Raw genomic sequence first — 16090 nt, 5'->3', positions numbered from 1 at the left:
CTTGTTTATATCTTGTCGGATCAATGCTTAAGAAGAGGCATTGCACAATTAAATCAATAATGGAGATTAAATTATGTCTTTCGAATTTAGCACCGTACCGCACATTATTAGCGAACTGGGTGCCGCCACGCGGCTCGGCACCATCGTGTCCGAATATTTCCCGCAGGTGCGGCACGCTTTAATTGTTACCGATGCAGGCTTTGCCCGCACTGGCCTGGTTGATGCCCCGGCAGCCAGCTTACGTACCACAAATATTTCAGTGCAGCTATACACCGATGTGTTGGCCGATCCACCGGAAGCGCTGATCTTACAAGCGGCAGCGCAGGTGCAGCAGCACCCGGTCGACCTCGTTATCGGCTTGGGCGGCGGCAGTTCGATGGATGTCGCTAAACTGATTGCGGCGCTGTACTGCGGCGAGCAAGCTCTGCCCGGCATGTATGGGATTGGCAACATCAAATCCAGGCGGCTGCCTTTAATCCAAATACCGACCACTGCCGGCACTGGTTCGGAAGTCACCCCGATCTCGATCGTCACTACCGGCGCAACCACCAAGATGGGTGTCGTCTCGCCTGTCTTGTATGCAGATATGGCCATCCTGGACGCGACATTAACGGTTGGACTCCCGGCCAAGACAACCGCCGCTACCGGGATCGACGCAATGGTGCATGCTATAGAGGCGTATACCAGCAAGCACAAGAAAAATCCCCTGTCGGATATGCTGGCACGCCAGGCACTCATTTTGTTGTCGCGCAACATCATTGCGGCCTGCACCAACGGCAATGATCTGGCCGCGAGACAGCACATGTTGCTGGGTGCGATGCTGGCCGGACAAGCTTTTTCCAATGCGCCGGTAGCTGCGGTACATGCATTGGCATATCCGATTGGCGGCATCTTTCACGTACCGCACGGACTGTCCAATGCACTGGTTCTGCCGCATGTACTGCGCTTCAATGCAACCGCAGCAGCGACCGAATATGCGGAACTGGCGGACATCGTTACGCCGGGGATACAAGGCAGCCAGCAAGCGCGCGCCCAAGGCTTGATTGCTGCGATGCAGCAAATTGCTTCCGGCACCGGTATCGAGACCCGCCTGCGACAGGTCGGCATCAGTAAAAATGATCTCGACAGGCTGGCCGATGACGCGATGCTGCAAACCCGCCTGTTATTGAACAATCCGCGCGAAGTTACGCGGCAGGATGCCTATGCAATTTATTCGGCCGCTTTCTGAATCCGTATAAGCGATAAAAAAAGGGGCTTGCGCCCCTTTTTGATAGTAATAGACAAAAATATCAGGATGCAGGGGAACGGCCGAAACGGGCCAGTATTTCACCCACAATGCCACGCCGGAACGCCAGCACGCAAATGATGAAAATCAGGCCGGTAACAATCGTCACCGAATCGCCGAGCGTCTGAAACCATTCGATCCCGGTTACCGATGACAAGAAATAACCCAGACTGCCGAGCTTGTTTTCTAGCGCGATGATGATGATGGCGCCCACGATCGGCCCAATAATGGTGCCTAGACCGCCCACCAGAGTCATTAGAACCACCAGACCGGACATGGTCCAATGGACATTGGTCAGGGTTTCAAAGCCCAGCACCATGGTCTTGGTGGCGCCGGCCAGACCGGCCAGTGCAGCCGACAATACGAATGCCAGCAGCTTGTAGCGATCCACATCGTAACCGAGTGAAATCGCCCGCGGCTCATTTTCCTTGATGGCCCGCAACACTTGGCCGAAAGGCGAATGGACAATCCTGACGATCAACGCAAAGCCGGCAATCGAAATGGCCAGAACCACGTAGTACAGAATCAGATCGTTACCAAGGTCCATCAAGCCCAACAAAGAGCCGCGTGGCACTCCCTGCAAGCCATCTTCGCCGCCGGTAAAAGGTGCTTGCAGATAGAAAAAATAAAACATCTGCGCCAGCGCCAGCGTAATCATTGTGAAATAAATACCTTGGCGACGAATCGCCAGCGCCCCCATCAGCAAGCCGGTTGCCGCCGCAACCAGCACGCCAAACAGCACCCCCAGTTCCATCGGCAAACCCCACACCTTTAACGCGTAGCCGGCGGCATAACCGGCACCGCCGAAAAATGCCGCATGGCCAAAGGACAGCAGCCCCGTATAGCCAACCAACAAATTAAAGGCACAGGCAAATAATGCGAAACACAACACCTTCATCAGGAAGATCGGATACAGCACCAGCGGTGCGATGCACGCCAGAACCAACACTATTCCATAGCCAATTTTCTTGTTCATATCATTTCTCTTTCCCGAACAGTCCAGCAGGGCGAATCACAAGCACGATAGCCATGATTACAAACACCACGGTGGCAGAAGCTTCCGGATAAAACACCCGCGTCATGCCTTCGATCACGCCCAGGCCCAAGCCGGTCAGGATGGAGCCGAGGATGGAACCCATGCCGCCGATCACCACCACGGCAAACACGATGATGATCAGGTTGGAGCCCATCAGCGGCGAGACCTGTATCACCGGCGCCGCCAACACCCCGGCAAAGGCCGCCAGAGCGACGCCAAAGCCGTAAGTGAGTGTGACCATCAGAGGCACATTGATGCCAAAAGCCTCCACCAGTTTGGGGTTTTCAGTACCGGCGCGCAAATAAGCGCCGAGCTTGGTCTTTTCGATCACAAACCAGGTCGCAAAGCATACGACCAGCGAAGCCAGCACCACCCAGGCCCGGTAATTCGGCAAGTACATGAAGCCCAGGTCAGTGCCGCCAGCCAGCGCGTCCGGCACCGGATACGACTGGCCGGAAACACCGTAAAACGACCGAAAAATCCCTTCTGCCAGCAGCGTGATGCCAAACGTCAGCAATAGGCCGTACAGATGATCGAGCTGGTACAGCCAGCGCAGCATGGTGCGCTCGATTACGATGCCGATTGCACCCACCAGCAATGGTGACAGCACCAGCATCAGCCAGTAATTCAGGCCAAAATACGTCATCCCCATCCAGGCGAAAAATGCTCCCATCATGTACAGGGCGCCGTGGGCAAAATTGATTACATTGAGCAAACCGAAAATGACTGCCAGACCGAGTGACAGCATTGCGTAAAACGAACCATTGACCAAGCCTAACAACAGCTGGCTCAACATCGCCTGCATGGGAATGCCAAAAATATCCATGTCAATAGAAAATAAAAGTCATCCCGAGGGATAGTGGAAGAAAAACGGCGCACCAGACCATCATGCGCCGCCCGAATCACATAGCATTACATCACACTGCGGTATGCGTTATTTCCAGAGTGAGCACTTCGATTCGGCCTTGGTCGTGAAAGCCTGGTCGCCAGGAATGGTTTGCGCCACTTTGTAATAATCCCACGGATATTTCGATTCGGCCGTGGTTTTGACTTGCATCAGGAACATGTCATGCACCATGCGTCCATCCGGGCGGATGGTGCCGTTTTTGGCATACATGTCATTGACCTTGGTGGCCTTCATTTTAGCAATCACCTTGTCGGCGTCGTCGGTGCCGGCAGCTTTTACCGCATTCAAATATTGCATCGCCACCGAGTAGTCGCCCGCCTGCAGGCTGGATGGCATTTTCTTCATTTTTTCGAAATAGCGCTTGGCCCATTTGCGCGACTCAGGGCTTTGATCCCAGTACCAGCTATCGGTCAAATACATGCCTTGCGTCAGATTAAGGCCCAGTGAATGGACATCGTTGATGAACATCAGCAAGCCGGCCAGCTTCATGGTTTTGTTGATGCCGAACTCGTTGGCGGCCTTGATCGCATTGATGGTATCGCCGCCGGCGTTGGCCAAACCGAGAATCTGTGCTTTCGAGGTTTGCGCCTGCAACAGGAACGATGAAAAATCGGAGGCCGACAGCGGATGCCTGACCGCGCCCGATACCGTGCCGCCGGATGCCTTGACGACATTGGCAGTGTCGCTTTCCAGCGAATGGCCGAACGCGTAATCGGCGGTCAGGAAGAACCAGGACTTGCCGCCCTGCTTGACGACGGCCGAACCGGTGCCCTTGGCCAGCGCCACGGTGTCGTAAGCGTAATGTATGGTGTACGGCGAACATGCTTCATTGGTCAAACGCGCGCTGCCGGCGCCAATTGCCAGGAACGGTTTTTTCTTTTCCTGCGCGATCTTCGCCATCGCCAGGCTGGTGCCTGAATTGGTACCGCCGATCAGCGCATCGACGCCTTGCTGGTCGAACCACTCGCGCGCCTTGCTGGCTGCAATATCCGCCTTGTTTTGATGATCTGCGCTCACCAATTCGATTTTTTTGCCGAGCACCGTGCCGCCGAAGTCGGCAATCGCCATCTTGATCGCTTCCACGCCGCCATTACCGTCGATGTCGGAATACAGGCCGGAAATGTCGGTAATAAAACCAATCTTGACAGTGTCGCCCGACACCTGCGCGCTGGCGCTGCCAGCAAAACCAACTGTCATGACTGCTGAAACTGCCAGTGCTAACGTTTTAATTTTAATTCTCATGTCTTCTCCAGTGATTAAAAACTACTACCCTCAAACCAACCTAGCAACCTAAACTCCCAGCAACGCGTTCAGCACAGGCATTTTTGCGCTCAATTCGCTGGCGGCAAAAGCCTCGACAATCTGGCCATGTTCCACCACATAAAACCGATCGGCCAGCGGCGCGGCGAAACGGAAGTTCTGTTCCACCATTACGATCGTATAGCCTTTCGATTTCAGCATCTTGATCATGCGCGCCAAGGCCTGCACGATGACCGGCGCCAACCCTTCGGAAATCTCGTCGAGCAGCAGCAAACGCGCGCCGGTGCGCAAAATTCTTGCCACCGCCAGCATTTGCTGCTCGCCGCCCGACAGCCGCGTTCCCTGGCTGGACTTGCGTTCTTCCAGATTTGGAAACATTGCGTAAATCTCACCCAGCGACATGGCTTGCTCGGTTTTCGAGAGCAGCGGCGGCAGCAGCAGATTTTCCTCGGCCGACAGGGAAGAAAAAATCCCGCGCTCTTCCGGGCAATAACCGATGCCGCAGTGCGCGATGCGATGGGTCGGCATGCCGATAGTTTCAACCCCGCCAACCTTGATCGAGCCTTTTCGCGTGCCGGTCAAGCCCATGATCGCGCGCAGCGTGGTGGTGCGGCCGGCGCCGTTGCGCCCGAGTAAAGTGACCACTTCACCCTGCTGGACCGATAAATTGATGTCGTGCAAAATGTGCGATTCACCATACCAGGCGTGCAAGCCGGTGATTTCCAGTGCGCTTTGGCTCATCAGTGCGCTCCCGCCAACTCTTCGCTGTCTGAACCCATGTAGGCCTCCATTACTTCGGGATTGTTTGATACCTCGGCATACGTCCCTTCGGCCAGAATCGCGCCGCGCTGCAGCACCGAAATCCGGTCGCAAATGCCGGACACCACATTCATATTGTGTTCGACCATCAGGATAGTGCGGCCGCTGGAGACTTTCTTAATCAGTTCGGTGACGCGGCTGACATCTTCGTGTCCCATGCCCTGGGTCGGCTCATCGAGCAGCATCAGCTCCGGTTCCATCGCCAGCGTGGTGGCGATTTCGAGCGCACGCTTGCGGCCGTAAGGCAAATCGACCGTCACGGTAGCGGCGAATTCGCCCAGATCAACCTGTTCCAGTAATGCCATCGCCCGTTCGTTGAGTTGTGTCAGGCTGGCTTGGCTTTTCCAGAAATAATAGGAAGTGCCAAGCTCGCGCTGCAGGCCGATGCGCACGTTTTCCAGCACCGTCAGATGCGGAAATACTGCGGAAATCTGGAACGAGCGGATGATGCCCTGGCGCGCAATCTGGGCCGGCCTGGCGGCCGTGATGTCGCGCCCGTTGAACAGAATTTGTCCAGTGGTCGGAATCAAAAACTTGGTCAGCAAATTGAAGCAGGTGGTCTTGCCGGCGCCGTTCGGCCCGATCAGCGCATGGATATGGCCGCGCTGCACCTGCAGATTCACATTATCAACGGCAGTAAAGCCCTTGAACTCCTTGGTCAGGCCTCTCGTTTCCAAGATAACGTCGCCCATTTTGTCTCCTCGCTGCCGGGTTTTTCCGGCTTTATTTGTATACTTTTTTTAATATACAACATTATTTGTCGTGCGGTAATACCGTATAAATACGTATCAAGATTGATCAAGGGTTACGGCTGGCGCGTATCCACGCTGCCGCTTTTTCGGCAATCATGATGGTGGGAGAATTGGTGTTGCCGGAGGTGATGGTCGGCATCACCGAGGCATCCGCCACCCGCAACCCGGCGATGCCCCTGACCCGCAACTGACTGTCGACCACCGCCAGCGGATCGTCGCTGCGGCCCATCTTGCAGGTGCCGACCGGATGGAAGATGGTGGTGCCGATATCGCCGGCCGCGCGCGCCAGTTCTTCTTCGCTGCGGAACTGCGCGCCGGGCTTCAATTCTTCCGGCGCATATTTTCTCAGCGCCGGTGCGGAGACGATATTGCGCGTCAACGTCAGCGAACTTGCGGCTATCTTGCGGTCTTCCGGCGTATTCAAATAATTCGGAGAAATTTTTGGAGGGTCCAGTGCCAAGCCGGACGCGATGCGCACATGGCCGCGCGAAGTCGGCCGTAGATTGCACACACTGGCGGTAAAAGCCGGAAACGGATGCAAGGGCTCACCGAATTTTTCCAGCGACAGCGGCTGCACGTGGTATTCCAGATTGGCGCTGGCCTGCGATGGATCGGACTTGGTGAACGCGCCCAGTTGCGACGGCGCCATCGACATCGGGCCGCTTTGACGTAGCGCATATTCGAGGCCGATCTTCATCTTGCCGAACCAGTTGCCGGCCATCATGTTCAGCGTTTTCGCGCCCTTTATTTTGAAAGCGGTGCGAATCTGCAAATGGTCTTGCAGGTTTTCGCCGACACCCGGCAGGTCCAGCACCAGCGGCACCTGATGCTGCTGCAGCAAGGCGGCCGGGCCGATGCCGGACAGTTGCAATATCTGCGGGCTGCCGATGGCGCCGGCGGCCAGAATCGTTTCACAAGCGGATTCGGCAAACCATTCGCGGCCGCCACCGACGAATTCCACCCCGCTGCAGACCACGCCCTGCGGCCCGCTCGTGGTGCGCAAGCGGCGCACCTGGCAACCGGTCATGATCTCCAGATTGGGACGGCCGGCGGCCGGTTTCAGGAAGGCTTTCGCGGTATTCCAGCGCACCCCGCGCTTTTGATTGACGTCGAAATAGCCGCAACCGGAATTGTCGCCGCGGTTGAAGTCAAGGGTATTGGGAATCCCGCATTCCAACGCCGCAGCCCGAAACGCATCCAGGATTTCCCACGACAGGCGCTGCTTTTCGACCCGCCATTCGCCGCCGGCCCCGTGCGTAGCATCGGCACCGTTGTAATGGTCTTCGCTCTTCATGAAAAACGGCAAGACATTGTCCCAGCGCCAGCTCTCGTCCCCGGTCAAATCAGCCCACTGGTCGTAATCGCGGGCCTGCCCGCGCATGTAAATCATGCCGTTGATCGAGGAGCAGCCGCCCAGCACCTTGCCGCGCGGATAAATCAGGCTGCGCCCGTTCAGGCCAGCATCCGGTTCGGTGCGGTACATCCAGTCGGTGCGCGGATTATTGATGCAATACAGATAGCCGACCGGAATATGAATCCACAGATAATCATCCTTGCCGCCGGCCTCGATCAGCAACACCGAATTTTGACTGTCGGCGCTGAGCCGGTTGGCCAGCACGCAACCGGCCGAGCCGGCGCCGATGATGATGTAATCGTATTTACCTGCAGACTCCATGGCATGCCCCGCTTTAGTGTTTGATTAAATACTATCTATTGTATTTTTTAATACCGCATATAAATAATGCGGTAAAGCATTGCTTTTACAGCATACCCCCTTAATAAATAATTATCAAAAAAAATACAAACACCATTATTGCGTCCTTGCCAATACCGTTCGGATCGCGCTGCGCGAAGTCCGCGCGCACTGCATTGTAATTGCCCGCGTAGTCGCGCTGGGGTCTGAACTGTCGTTCATTGCCGGCGCCAAACGCCTGTCGTCGCAGCGCTTTTGCACTACGGCATTAAATCTGAAAAAATAAAATAATCAGGCAGTATGCCAAAAAACATATTATTTTCCGCATACGAATAAAGCGGCTTTAAAAAATACTGATGATCGGTATAAATCAGTATGAATAAATAGTGCGTTTCTGCCAATTGTGGATAAGCCTGTGGATATCTGGCCTATCCATTGTGTGTAAGCACATCCGGCGCAATCGACATTTTTCTTATCCAGAATCCATCCTGTTAACATACCGCGCTTATGCAGACTTTATGAAATCGCCAGTCGCTTGAAATGATTCGGTTTTATGCACTTATCCACAGGCAAGTGCGACCGTTAGCTATTACTACTATTTATATATATAAAACATTAAACAACGCTGAAAAAAAATCAAAACCCTCTTCGCCGGCAGCGTCATATCAAAAAACGCCTTCCAGATTTTTCAAATAATGCAGGATTGCCTTGTGAATAAGCCAGGCGCGGTATCTTTGCGGCCGCAATCAATGACGAAACGGAAATGACCTTGTCATAGCGCTACTTTTACAAAAAGAATGCTGCAAGTTTTATTTAAAAATTAATTTTTCCGGCAACTTCAAATTTTTCCAGCGCAAACATGACTGCAATAAGCGCATGAATGCCGCTACGAAGCCTTGAATCCATCGCTGAAGGCGCTGGCAGACGATTTAGCGAATGCGGGAGCCCAAAATTTTTTCAAGCTTGCCAGACGCCTAAAAATACCTTTTCGGCTTAAATAAAATCGAAAATGTGGATAACCCAGCAAAAAATAAGCAAAAAATTACTAAAACAGATATTTTTTACGCTTTACCCTGTGGATAACCCTAGGGATATCCACAGGGTGTTTTTGTGCATAAGTGATGTATACACGTGCGGCTAAAATCTTGTCCAGAATCTATCCTGTATACATACCGCGCTTATGCAGACTTTATGAAATCGCCAACTGCTTGAAATCATTCGGTTTTATACACTTATCCACAGGCTAGGCCGACCGTTAACTATTACTACTATTTATATATATAAACAAAGTATTAAAAACCCAGTAAACATCCGGCAACCAGATCAAGGCAAGCAATGACAGACAAAAAAATTCGTTTGGGGCTTATCAGCGCCCTGCATCAAGAACAAACCGGCTTGATAGAACAAATGCAGCGCAAACACAGCATCCAGCGCGGCATGCGCGACTACACCAGCGGCTCCTTATGGGGGATTGATTGCGTATGCGTTCTGTCCAGAATTGGAAAAGTTGCTGCAGCGGCAACGGCAGCTACGTTGATTGAACGCTTTAACGTGACCCATATCGTATTTACCGGTGTGGCCGGTAGCGCTGCGCACCAGGTGCAGGTTGGCGATATCGTGCTGGCGGAGAATCTGGTACAGCACGATATGGATGCGACGCCGCTGGCGCCGCGTTTCGAAGTTCCGCTGACAGGCATCAGCGCTTTTGCTTCCGACGTGGATTTGAGCGCCCTGGTCGGCCAGGCTGCTTACGATTTTCTGGGCATGGACTGGGTTGACGCGATTGCAAGCCAGGACAAGGCTGCGTTTAGGTTGAAAGCGCCGCGCCTGCATCGCGGCCTGGTTGCCAGCGGTGACGAATTCATCACCAGCAGCGCTAAAATTACCGCCTTGAAACTGGCGCTGCCGGAAGTGCTGGCAGTCGAGATGGAAGGTGCGGCAGTGGCGCAAGTCTGCTTCGAATTCGGCATCCCGTTTGCGGTGGTGCGGACCATTTCAGACAAGGCAAATGAAAACGCCAGCATCGACTTCAACAGTTTTCTGGAGCGGGTGGCGCAGCGTTACGCGTTCAATATAGTGAAAAGAATGTGCGCCGGAATGCAGGCGAAAAATAGTCATTAAGTACTATAAATTCATTAACGTCTTTTAATTTCTGTTAAATTACACTATTTAACAAAAATCAAAGAAAGTCGCGAAACCCCAAATGATTTCATTTTTCGTGTCTTTCGCGGATCCGATTTTTTCTTGAAAAACGCCTGTTCAACGTGAAAAAAAGCCACCGGGTTGCATCTTACCCGGTGGCTTTTTTTAAGAAAAAACTGTCTGAATTAGCCTGGCAATTACCCTTCCAGCGTCATTAAACTGGCATTGCCGCCGGCAGCCGTGGTGTTGATGCAGAGTGCGCGTTCAGCCACCAGCCGCCACAAGGCAATGGCGTCCGTTTCCGTTGTTTCCACTGTAGGAATCAATGCGCCTTCGCGCGCGGCCAGCAGCGGCAATAGCTGCGCCATTTGCGCGCCATCCACCAACGCAATCGCGAAGCCGGCATCCTGCGCCGGATTGTCGATGACATGGATCTGCGCGCGCACCTGCTTTGGCAAGCCGGATGGAATCAGGCTGGCCGATTGCGCGGCGACCAGCACCGTATTGCCGGTCGCCAGCGCAGCAGCGATCTGATTGAGCAAAGCGCTGGTGCCGGAAGCGGCGCACAGCACGCCGCCGCGCGGCGCAAAACTGAGGGTATTGCGCTCGCCGGTCGGGCCCGGCAAGACCAGCGTGGTGCCCAGCGGCGTGGTGTGGGCGTATTGCTCGCCCAGTGCGGCGATGCGTTCGTGGCCGTGGGTTTTGGCCCAGCTCAACAGGCTGTTGAATGCGTCGGTAGCCACCGGCGCGGCCGGTTCATGGATCGTGTGCGCGCCCAGCGCGCCATCCGGATTGCGCTGCAGGCGCTTGATGTACAGAGGTCCGCCGGCCTTGGGGCCGGTGCCGGACTTGCCTTCGCCGCCGAATGGTTGCACCCCGACCACCGCGCCGACGATATTGCGGTTGACGTAAATATTGCCGACATGGGCGCGGCTGGCGATGAAATCGATGGTTTCATCGATGCGCGAATGCACGCCCAGAGTCAAGCCATAGCCGGTGGCATTGATCGCATCGATCAATTGCGGCAGCGCGCTGCGCTGGTAACGCAATACGTGCAATACCGGCCCGAACACTTCAGTTTGCAATTCGGACAGGGATGCAATTTCGATCACGGTCGGCGCCACGAAAGTGCCGTGCTGGCACTGTGCCGGCAATGGCAATTGATAAAAATATTTCGCGCTAATTTTCATTTTAGCGATATGCGCCAGCAGGTTTTGCTGCGCTTCGGGATCGATCACCGGGCCGATGTCGGTTGCCAAGCGATCCGGATTACCCACGCGCAATTCCTGCATCGCGCCTTTCAGCATCGCGATGGTGTTGTCGGCGATGTCGGCTTGCAGGCACAGCACGCGCAGCGCCGAACAGCGCTGGCCGGCGCTGTCGAAGGCGGACGCGATTGCGTCTTGCACCACTTGTTCCGGCAGCGACGAAGAATCGACGATCAACACATTCTGGCCGCCGGTTTCCGCTATCAATGGAATGTCGCAGGATTCGGCGACAGAGCGCTGCGCCAGCGTGCGGTTGATCAGCTGCGCCACATCGGTGGAGCCGGTAAAAATCACGCCGCGGGTGCGCGCATCGGCGGTCAGCGTGGCGCCGACAGTTTCGCCGCGGCCCGGCAGGAACTGCAATGCTCCACGTGGAACACCGGCTTCATGCAGCAGTTGCACTGCGCGGTGCGCGATCAACGGCGTTTGCTCCGCCGCTTTCGCCAGCACCACGTTGCCGGCCGCGAGTGCTGCGCTGACTTGGCCGATAAAAATTGCCAATGGAAAATTCCACGGGCTGATGCAGACCACCGGCCCGAGCGCCAAACTGTTGACGCCGGTGGAAACTTGGGTGCCGTAATAACGCAGGAAATCGACCGCTTCGCGCACCTCGGCAATCGCGTTCGGCAATGATTTTCCGGCTTCACGGATCGCTAGCGCCATCAGCTCCAGGTGATGCGTTTCCAGCAAATCGGCGGCGCGCCACAGCACAGCGGCGCGCTCGGATGGCGGCACGGTTTGCCAGTCCAGCGCAAAGGCGCTGGCTGCCGCCAACGCGGTTTCAACGTCAATCACATTGGCTTCGATTACGGCGCCGACGGTGTCGCGATGATCGGCCGGGTTCAGGATCGCTTGCGCCTGTGTGGCCGCTACCGCGCCTGCCAGCAGCGGCGCTGCCTGCCATTGGCGGCTGCCGAATTGGCCCAGTGCGGCGCTAATTTCGCGCAGCACGTTTTCATCGCTGAAATCGACGCCGGCGGAATTTTTGCGTGCCGGGCCAAATAACTCCAGCGGCAATTCGATCTTCGGATGGGGCGCGCCGGCTAACTGTTGCGACAGCGCCAGCGGGTCGGTGATGAGCGAATCGATCGATACTTTCTCGTCCACGATTTGATTGACGAACGATGAATTCGCGCCGTTTTCCAGCAGGCGGCGCACCAGATAGGCGAGCAAGGTTTCGTGCGAGCCGACCGGCGCATAAATGCGGCACGGCTGGTTCAGATTGTCTTTGCCGACCACCTGGTCGTACAGCGTTTCGCCCATGCCGTGCAGGCACTGGAATTCGTAATCGGTGACGTTTTGTTCCTGGGCCCAAGTGTAGATGGTGGCCAGCGAGAGCGCATTGTGGGTCGCGAATTGCGGATAAACCACATCGGCCGCCGCCAGCAAGCGCTGCGCGCACGCCAGGTAAGAAACATCGGTGTACACCTTGCGGGTGTACACCGGATAGCCGCTCATGCCATCGACTTGCGCGCGCTTGATTTCGGCGTCCCAGTACGCGCCCTTGACCAGCCGCACCATGAATTTGCGGCCGCTGCGGCGCGCCAGATCGACCAGGTAATCGATCACGAACGGGCAGCGTTTCTGGTACGCCTGCACCACGTAACCCAAACCGTCAAAATCCGCTAGATCGGGGTCGAACGCCAGCGCTTCCATCAAGTCCAGCGACAGCTCCAGCCGGTCGGTTTCTTCGGCGTCGATGTTCAGGCCGATATCGTATTGCTTGGCCAGCAGCAACAAGTTTTTCAGGCGCGGCAACAGTTCCAGCATCGCGCGTTCGCGCTGGGCGCGCGCATAGCGTGGATGCAGCGCCGACAGTTTGACCGAGATACCGGGACCGTCCTTGATGCCGCGGCCGTTCGAGGCGCGGCCGATGGCGTGGATCGCGGTTTCGTAGGAAACGTAATAAGCGGCCGCATCTTTTTCGGTCAGCGCCGCTTCGCCCAGCATGTCGTAGGAATAGCGGTAGCCGCGTTTCTCATTGTCGCGGCCGTTTTTCAGCGCTTCGGCTATGGTCTGGCCGGTGACGAACTGGTTGCCCAGCATGCGCATGGCCAGATCGACGCCCTTGCGAATCAGCGGTTCGCCGCCTTTGGTAATCAGTTTGGTCAAGGCCGAACCCAAGCCCTGCTCGCTGCTGGTGCCGACCAGTTTGCCGGTCACCAGCAAGCCCCAGGTGGCGGCATTGACGAACAGCGATGGCGATTCGCCCAGGTGGCGGCGCCAGTCGCCCTTGCTGATCTTGTCGGCGATCAGGCGGTCGGCGGTGTGGCTATCGGGAATGCGCAATAGCGCTTCGGCCAAGCACATCAGCGCCACGCCCTCTTCCGACGACAGCGAAAATTCATGCATCAGCGCATCCACGCCGGAGGCGCGGGTACGTTTTTCGCGCACCGATTGCACCAGTGTGCGCGCCAGCGTCTGCACCTTGGCCTGCGTTTCATCGCTGATATGCATTTGCGATAACAGCCATTGCACAGCGGCGCTTTCGTCTTTGCGATAAGCGGCCGTAATGGCGGCGCGCAGCGGCGTCGGATCGCGCAGAATTTCATTCTGGAGTGCGGCAAATGGCAGATCGTTGGCAGGAGCAGGAGCAGGAGCAATGGCAGCAACAGCGGCGGAGGTGGTGAAATTGGTCATGTTCTGGCGCAATCGAATAAGGGAAGATGGAAGCCGTCAGCCGGATGCAGCGGCTACGGAAGTTAATTTGATTGTAGGTGGGATTGAAGTGCATTTATTCTGGTAATTGTCGTCACTATCAAAATTATCTATTTGATGGGAAAATTAAACCGAATAAAATTTATCCGCGGATGATCAGGAACGTGCGCGAAATAATTTGTGTATTGGTTCCGCGTCCAAATCCTCAACTTATTCCTTACACGTCACTTATGCTCGACAAAATCAGTAAAAAAATTCTATCAGAATTGCAAAATGACGGCCGCATCAGTAATGTTGAATTGGCATCAAAGATCAACTTGTCGCCGGCAGCCTGTCTGGAACGCGTGCGCAAGCTGCAGGAAACCGGTTATATCCTCGGTTACACCGCACAACTCAATCCTGAATTGCTCGGTGTGGCGTTGTTGGTGTTCATTGAAGTGGTGCTGGACCGCACTACGCCGGATGTGTTTGACTCGTTTAAGCGCGGGGTGCAGGTGATACCGGAAGTGCAGGAATGCCACATGGTCGCCGGTGGTTTCGATTACCTGGTCAAGGTGCGCGTCAAGGATATGAACGCTTACCGCGACTTTCTCGGCAAATCGTTATTGCAGCTCAAGGGCGTGCGGGAAACCCATACCTATGCGGTCATGGAAGAAGTTAAAAATTCCACCAAGCTTCCTATAAAATAAGTAGGGTATTTTTTAGATAGTGCTGAATCAGTGCGGTAGTGCTTGTTTTTTAAAGCATACCCATCTTGAGTATTGATGCAGTGCCGGCGCCCGGCCGGCACTGCCGCCACTATTTCAGATTGCCGGAATTGAATTCATGCCGGCTCATGGTGATCAAGTGTTCACGCAACCATTTATGCGCCAGATTGCGCGCATCGCGTTCGTGCCACAGCATGTCGACGTGGACCGCCGGGGTTTCGATCGGTAAATCCTTGTGGATCAATTCGTTGCCCATGCCGGTCGACACGACCAGATGGCGCGGCAGCACCGTGATCAAGTCGGAATTGGCAACGATCCGGCCGGCCGTGAAAAACTGATTTACCGTCAGCAAAATATGCCGTTTGCGCCCAAATTTGGTCAGCTCCTCATCAATCAAGCCGTGCGCGCGGCCGGAAAAACTCACCAGCAAGTGGTTGGCCGCACAGTAAGCGTCCAGCGTCAGTTCGGATTTTGCCAGCGGATGGTCGCGCCGCATCACACAGACGTAGGAGCCGGAATGCAGGCGCTGGTGCAAAATCGGCGAGTCGCTGCCCTGCCCGCCTTCCAATTGCGCCACCACGCCGGGAAAAAATCCCACCGCCAGATCGATATCGCCGCGCATCAGCATCGGGCGCGGCTCGCGCGTCGTCAGGGGCACCATGCGCGCGCTCAAACCGGGTGCTTCGCGCTCGAACGAGCGCACCAGAGACGGCAGCCAGAGCGCCGCCGTCGCGTCCGCCATCGCCATGTGGAAAGTCTGGCGCGCAGTCTTGACGTCGAATGCTTCCGGAATCAGCGCTGCTTCCAGGTCCGATAAGGCGCGCCGCACCGCCGGCCACAGCGCTTCGGCACGCGGCGTCGGCTTGACGCCGTACGCGGTGCGGATCAGCAAATCATCGCCGACGGTTTCGCGCAGGCGCTTGAGGGCATTCGACACCGCCGGCTGCGTGACCGACAGCCGGTTGGCGGCGCGGGTCAGGTTCTGCTCGGTCATCACCACATCGAAGACGCGCAACAAATTCAGATCCAGAGAGAGAAAGCGCATGATTTTTTTAAAGGTACCGTAAGTGAATCGGCGCAGGATAAAAATCCGGCGTCTTGCAATCAGCCTTAGCCTGGTTGTTTTTAATTAAAAATAAAGCAACTATTTGCCATTCAGTAAAAGTATAACTGATATGAGAATTTGAAATTTGATTTATATATTGCAGCGCAATATAGTGCGCTTAAGAAAAAACTTCATATACATTGATTTGGAACAAAACATGTCCCTCATTTACTCATTACAAATCGCGAGCAGTGTCGCTCTTCTGCTTGCTTTTGTAATCATATTCAAGCCTTTGCTGACAGGCACCTACCGCGCGCTGAAAATGGTGGTCAAGCCTAACATGAGCAGGGAGCAACGTCTTGCACGTGCTTATTATCGCAATGCAATGACTTTGCATTCGATGACCAGTTCAAGCGATGCGCTGCCGCCTAACTTGGTGGCTGAGTTGCGCGCGCTTTCGTGCCGCAGCTAATTTCATTAAAAAATAACTAGCAGTTTCGTAACCAAGAATGACCATC

General features: G+C 55.2%; 12 protein-coding genes. 4 read left to right on the top strand and 8 right to left on the bottom strand.

The genetic code is table 11. The annotated features are described in order from the left end of the window. The first annotated feature begins 70 nt into the window (after nt 1–70). Nucleotides 71–1228 carry an iron-containing alcohol dehydrogenase gene (locus tag FKCLFG_RS16575; protein ID WP_472615881.1) on the top strand — a complete coding sequence of 386 codons (1158 nt, stop codon included), beginning with the start codon at nt 71–73 and terminating at the stop codon, nt 1226–1228. A gap of 61 nt (nt 1229–1289) precedes the next feature. Here the strand turns inward: FKCLFG_RS16575 and FKCLFG_RS16570 are convergent, their stop codons facing one another. The 6 genes from FKCLFG_RS16570 to FKCLFG_RS16545 form a co-directional block, all read right to left on the bottom strand. Continuing rightward, nucleotides 1290–2261 carry a branched-chain amino acid ABC transporter permease gene (locus tag FKCLFG_RS16570; RefSeq protein WP_472614161.1) on the bottom strand — a complete coding sequence of 324 codons (972 nt, stop codon included), beginning with the start codon at nt 2259–2261 and terminating at the stop codon, nt 1290–1292. 1 nt (nt 2262) lies between these two features. Next, complete coding sequence (locus FKCLFG_RS16565) at nt 2263–3147, bottom strand: branched-chain amino acid ABC transporter permease (protein ID WP_472614160.1); 885 nt, start codon at nt 3145–3147, stop codon at nt 2263–2265. Nucleotides 3148–3255: 108 nt separating this feature from the next. After that, entirely contained in the window at nt 3256–4470 is a 1215-nt protein-coding gene (locus tag FKCLFG_RS16560) for an ABC transporter substrate-binding protein (protein WP_472614159.1), read from the bottom strand. Between the two features lie 48 nt (nt 4471–4518). Continuing rightward, nucleotides 4519–5229 carry an ABC transporter ATP-binding protein gene (locus FKCLFG_RS16555; RefSeq protein ID WP_472614158.1) on the bottom strand — a complete coding sequence of 237 codons (711 nt, stop codon included), beginning with the start codon at nt 5227–5229 and terminating at the stop codon, nt 4519–4521. Continuing rightward, nucleotides 5229–5999, bottom strand: a complete 771-nt coding sequence (locus FKCLFG_RS16550; RefSeq protein ID WP_472614157.1) for an ABC transporter ATP-binding protein — start codon at nt 5997–5999, stop codon at nt 5229–5231. The genes FKCLFG_RS16555 and FKCLFG_RS16550 overlap by 1 nt, the downstream gene beginning before the upstream one ends. Nucleotides 6000–6105: 106 nt before the next feature. Continuing rightward, entirely contained in the window at nt 6106–7734 is a 1629-nt protein-coding gene (locus FKCLFG_RS16545) for a GMC family oxidoreductase (RefSeq protein WP_472614156.1), read from the bottom strand. Between the two features lie 1353 nt (nt 7735–9087). Here FKCLFG_RS16545 and FKCLFG_RS16540 point away from each other — a divergent pair. Next, a complete protein-coding gene (locus tag FKCLFG_RS16540) occupies nt 9088–9873 on the top strand; it encodes a 5'-methylthioadenosine/adenosylhomocysteine nucleosidase (RefSeq protein ID WP_472614155.1) in 786 nt (261 codons plus the stop codon). Nucleotides 9874–10091: 218 nt separating this feature from the next. On the opposite strand, the gene putA is transcribed toward FKCLFG_RS16540, so the two are convergent. Next, nucleotides 10092–13802: a trifunctional transcriptional regulator/proline dehydrogenase/L-glutamate gamma-semialdehyde dehydrogenase gene (putA, locus tag FKCLFG_RS16535; RefSeq protein ID WP_472614154.1), complete on the bottom strand. Its 3711-nt coding sequence runs from the start codon at nt 13800–13802 to the stop codon at nt 10092–10094. A gap of 248 nt (nt 13803–14050) precedes the next feature. On the opposite strand from putA, the gene FKCLFG_RS16530 reads away from it, so the two are divergent. Next, nucleotides 14051–14509 (top strand): Lrp/AsnC ligand binding domain-containing protein, encoded by a 459-nt coding sequence (locus FKCLFG_RS16530; RefSeq protein WP_472614153.1) that lies wholly within the window; start codon nt 14051–14053, stop codon nt 14507–14509. A 109-nt stretch (nt 14510–14618) separates the two neighbouring features. Here FKCLFG_RS16530 and FKCLFG_RS16525 read toward each other — a convergent pair whose 3' ends face one another. Further along, entirely contained in the window at nt 14619–15572 is a 954-nt protein-coding gene (locus FKCLFG_RS16525; protein WP_472614152.1) for a LysR family transcriptional regulator, read from the bottom strand. A 205-nt stretch (nt 15573–15777) separates the two neighbouring features. Here FKCLFG_RS16525 and FKCLFG_RS16520 point away from each other — a divergent pair, with 205 nt between their 5' ends. Next, nucleotides 15778–16044, top strand: coding sequence for a hypothetical protein (locus tag FKCLFG_RS16520; protein ID WP_472614151.1), 267 nt, complete (start codon nt 15778–15780; stop codon nt 16042–16044). Nucleotides 16045–16090 lie beyond the last annotated feature (46 nt).

Source organism: Gelidimonas denitrificans (assembly GCF_055694065.1).
The sequence above is the reverse complement of the archived record's forward strand: the minus strand, read 5'-3'. Positions and strand labels throughout refer to the sequence as shown.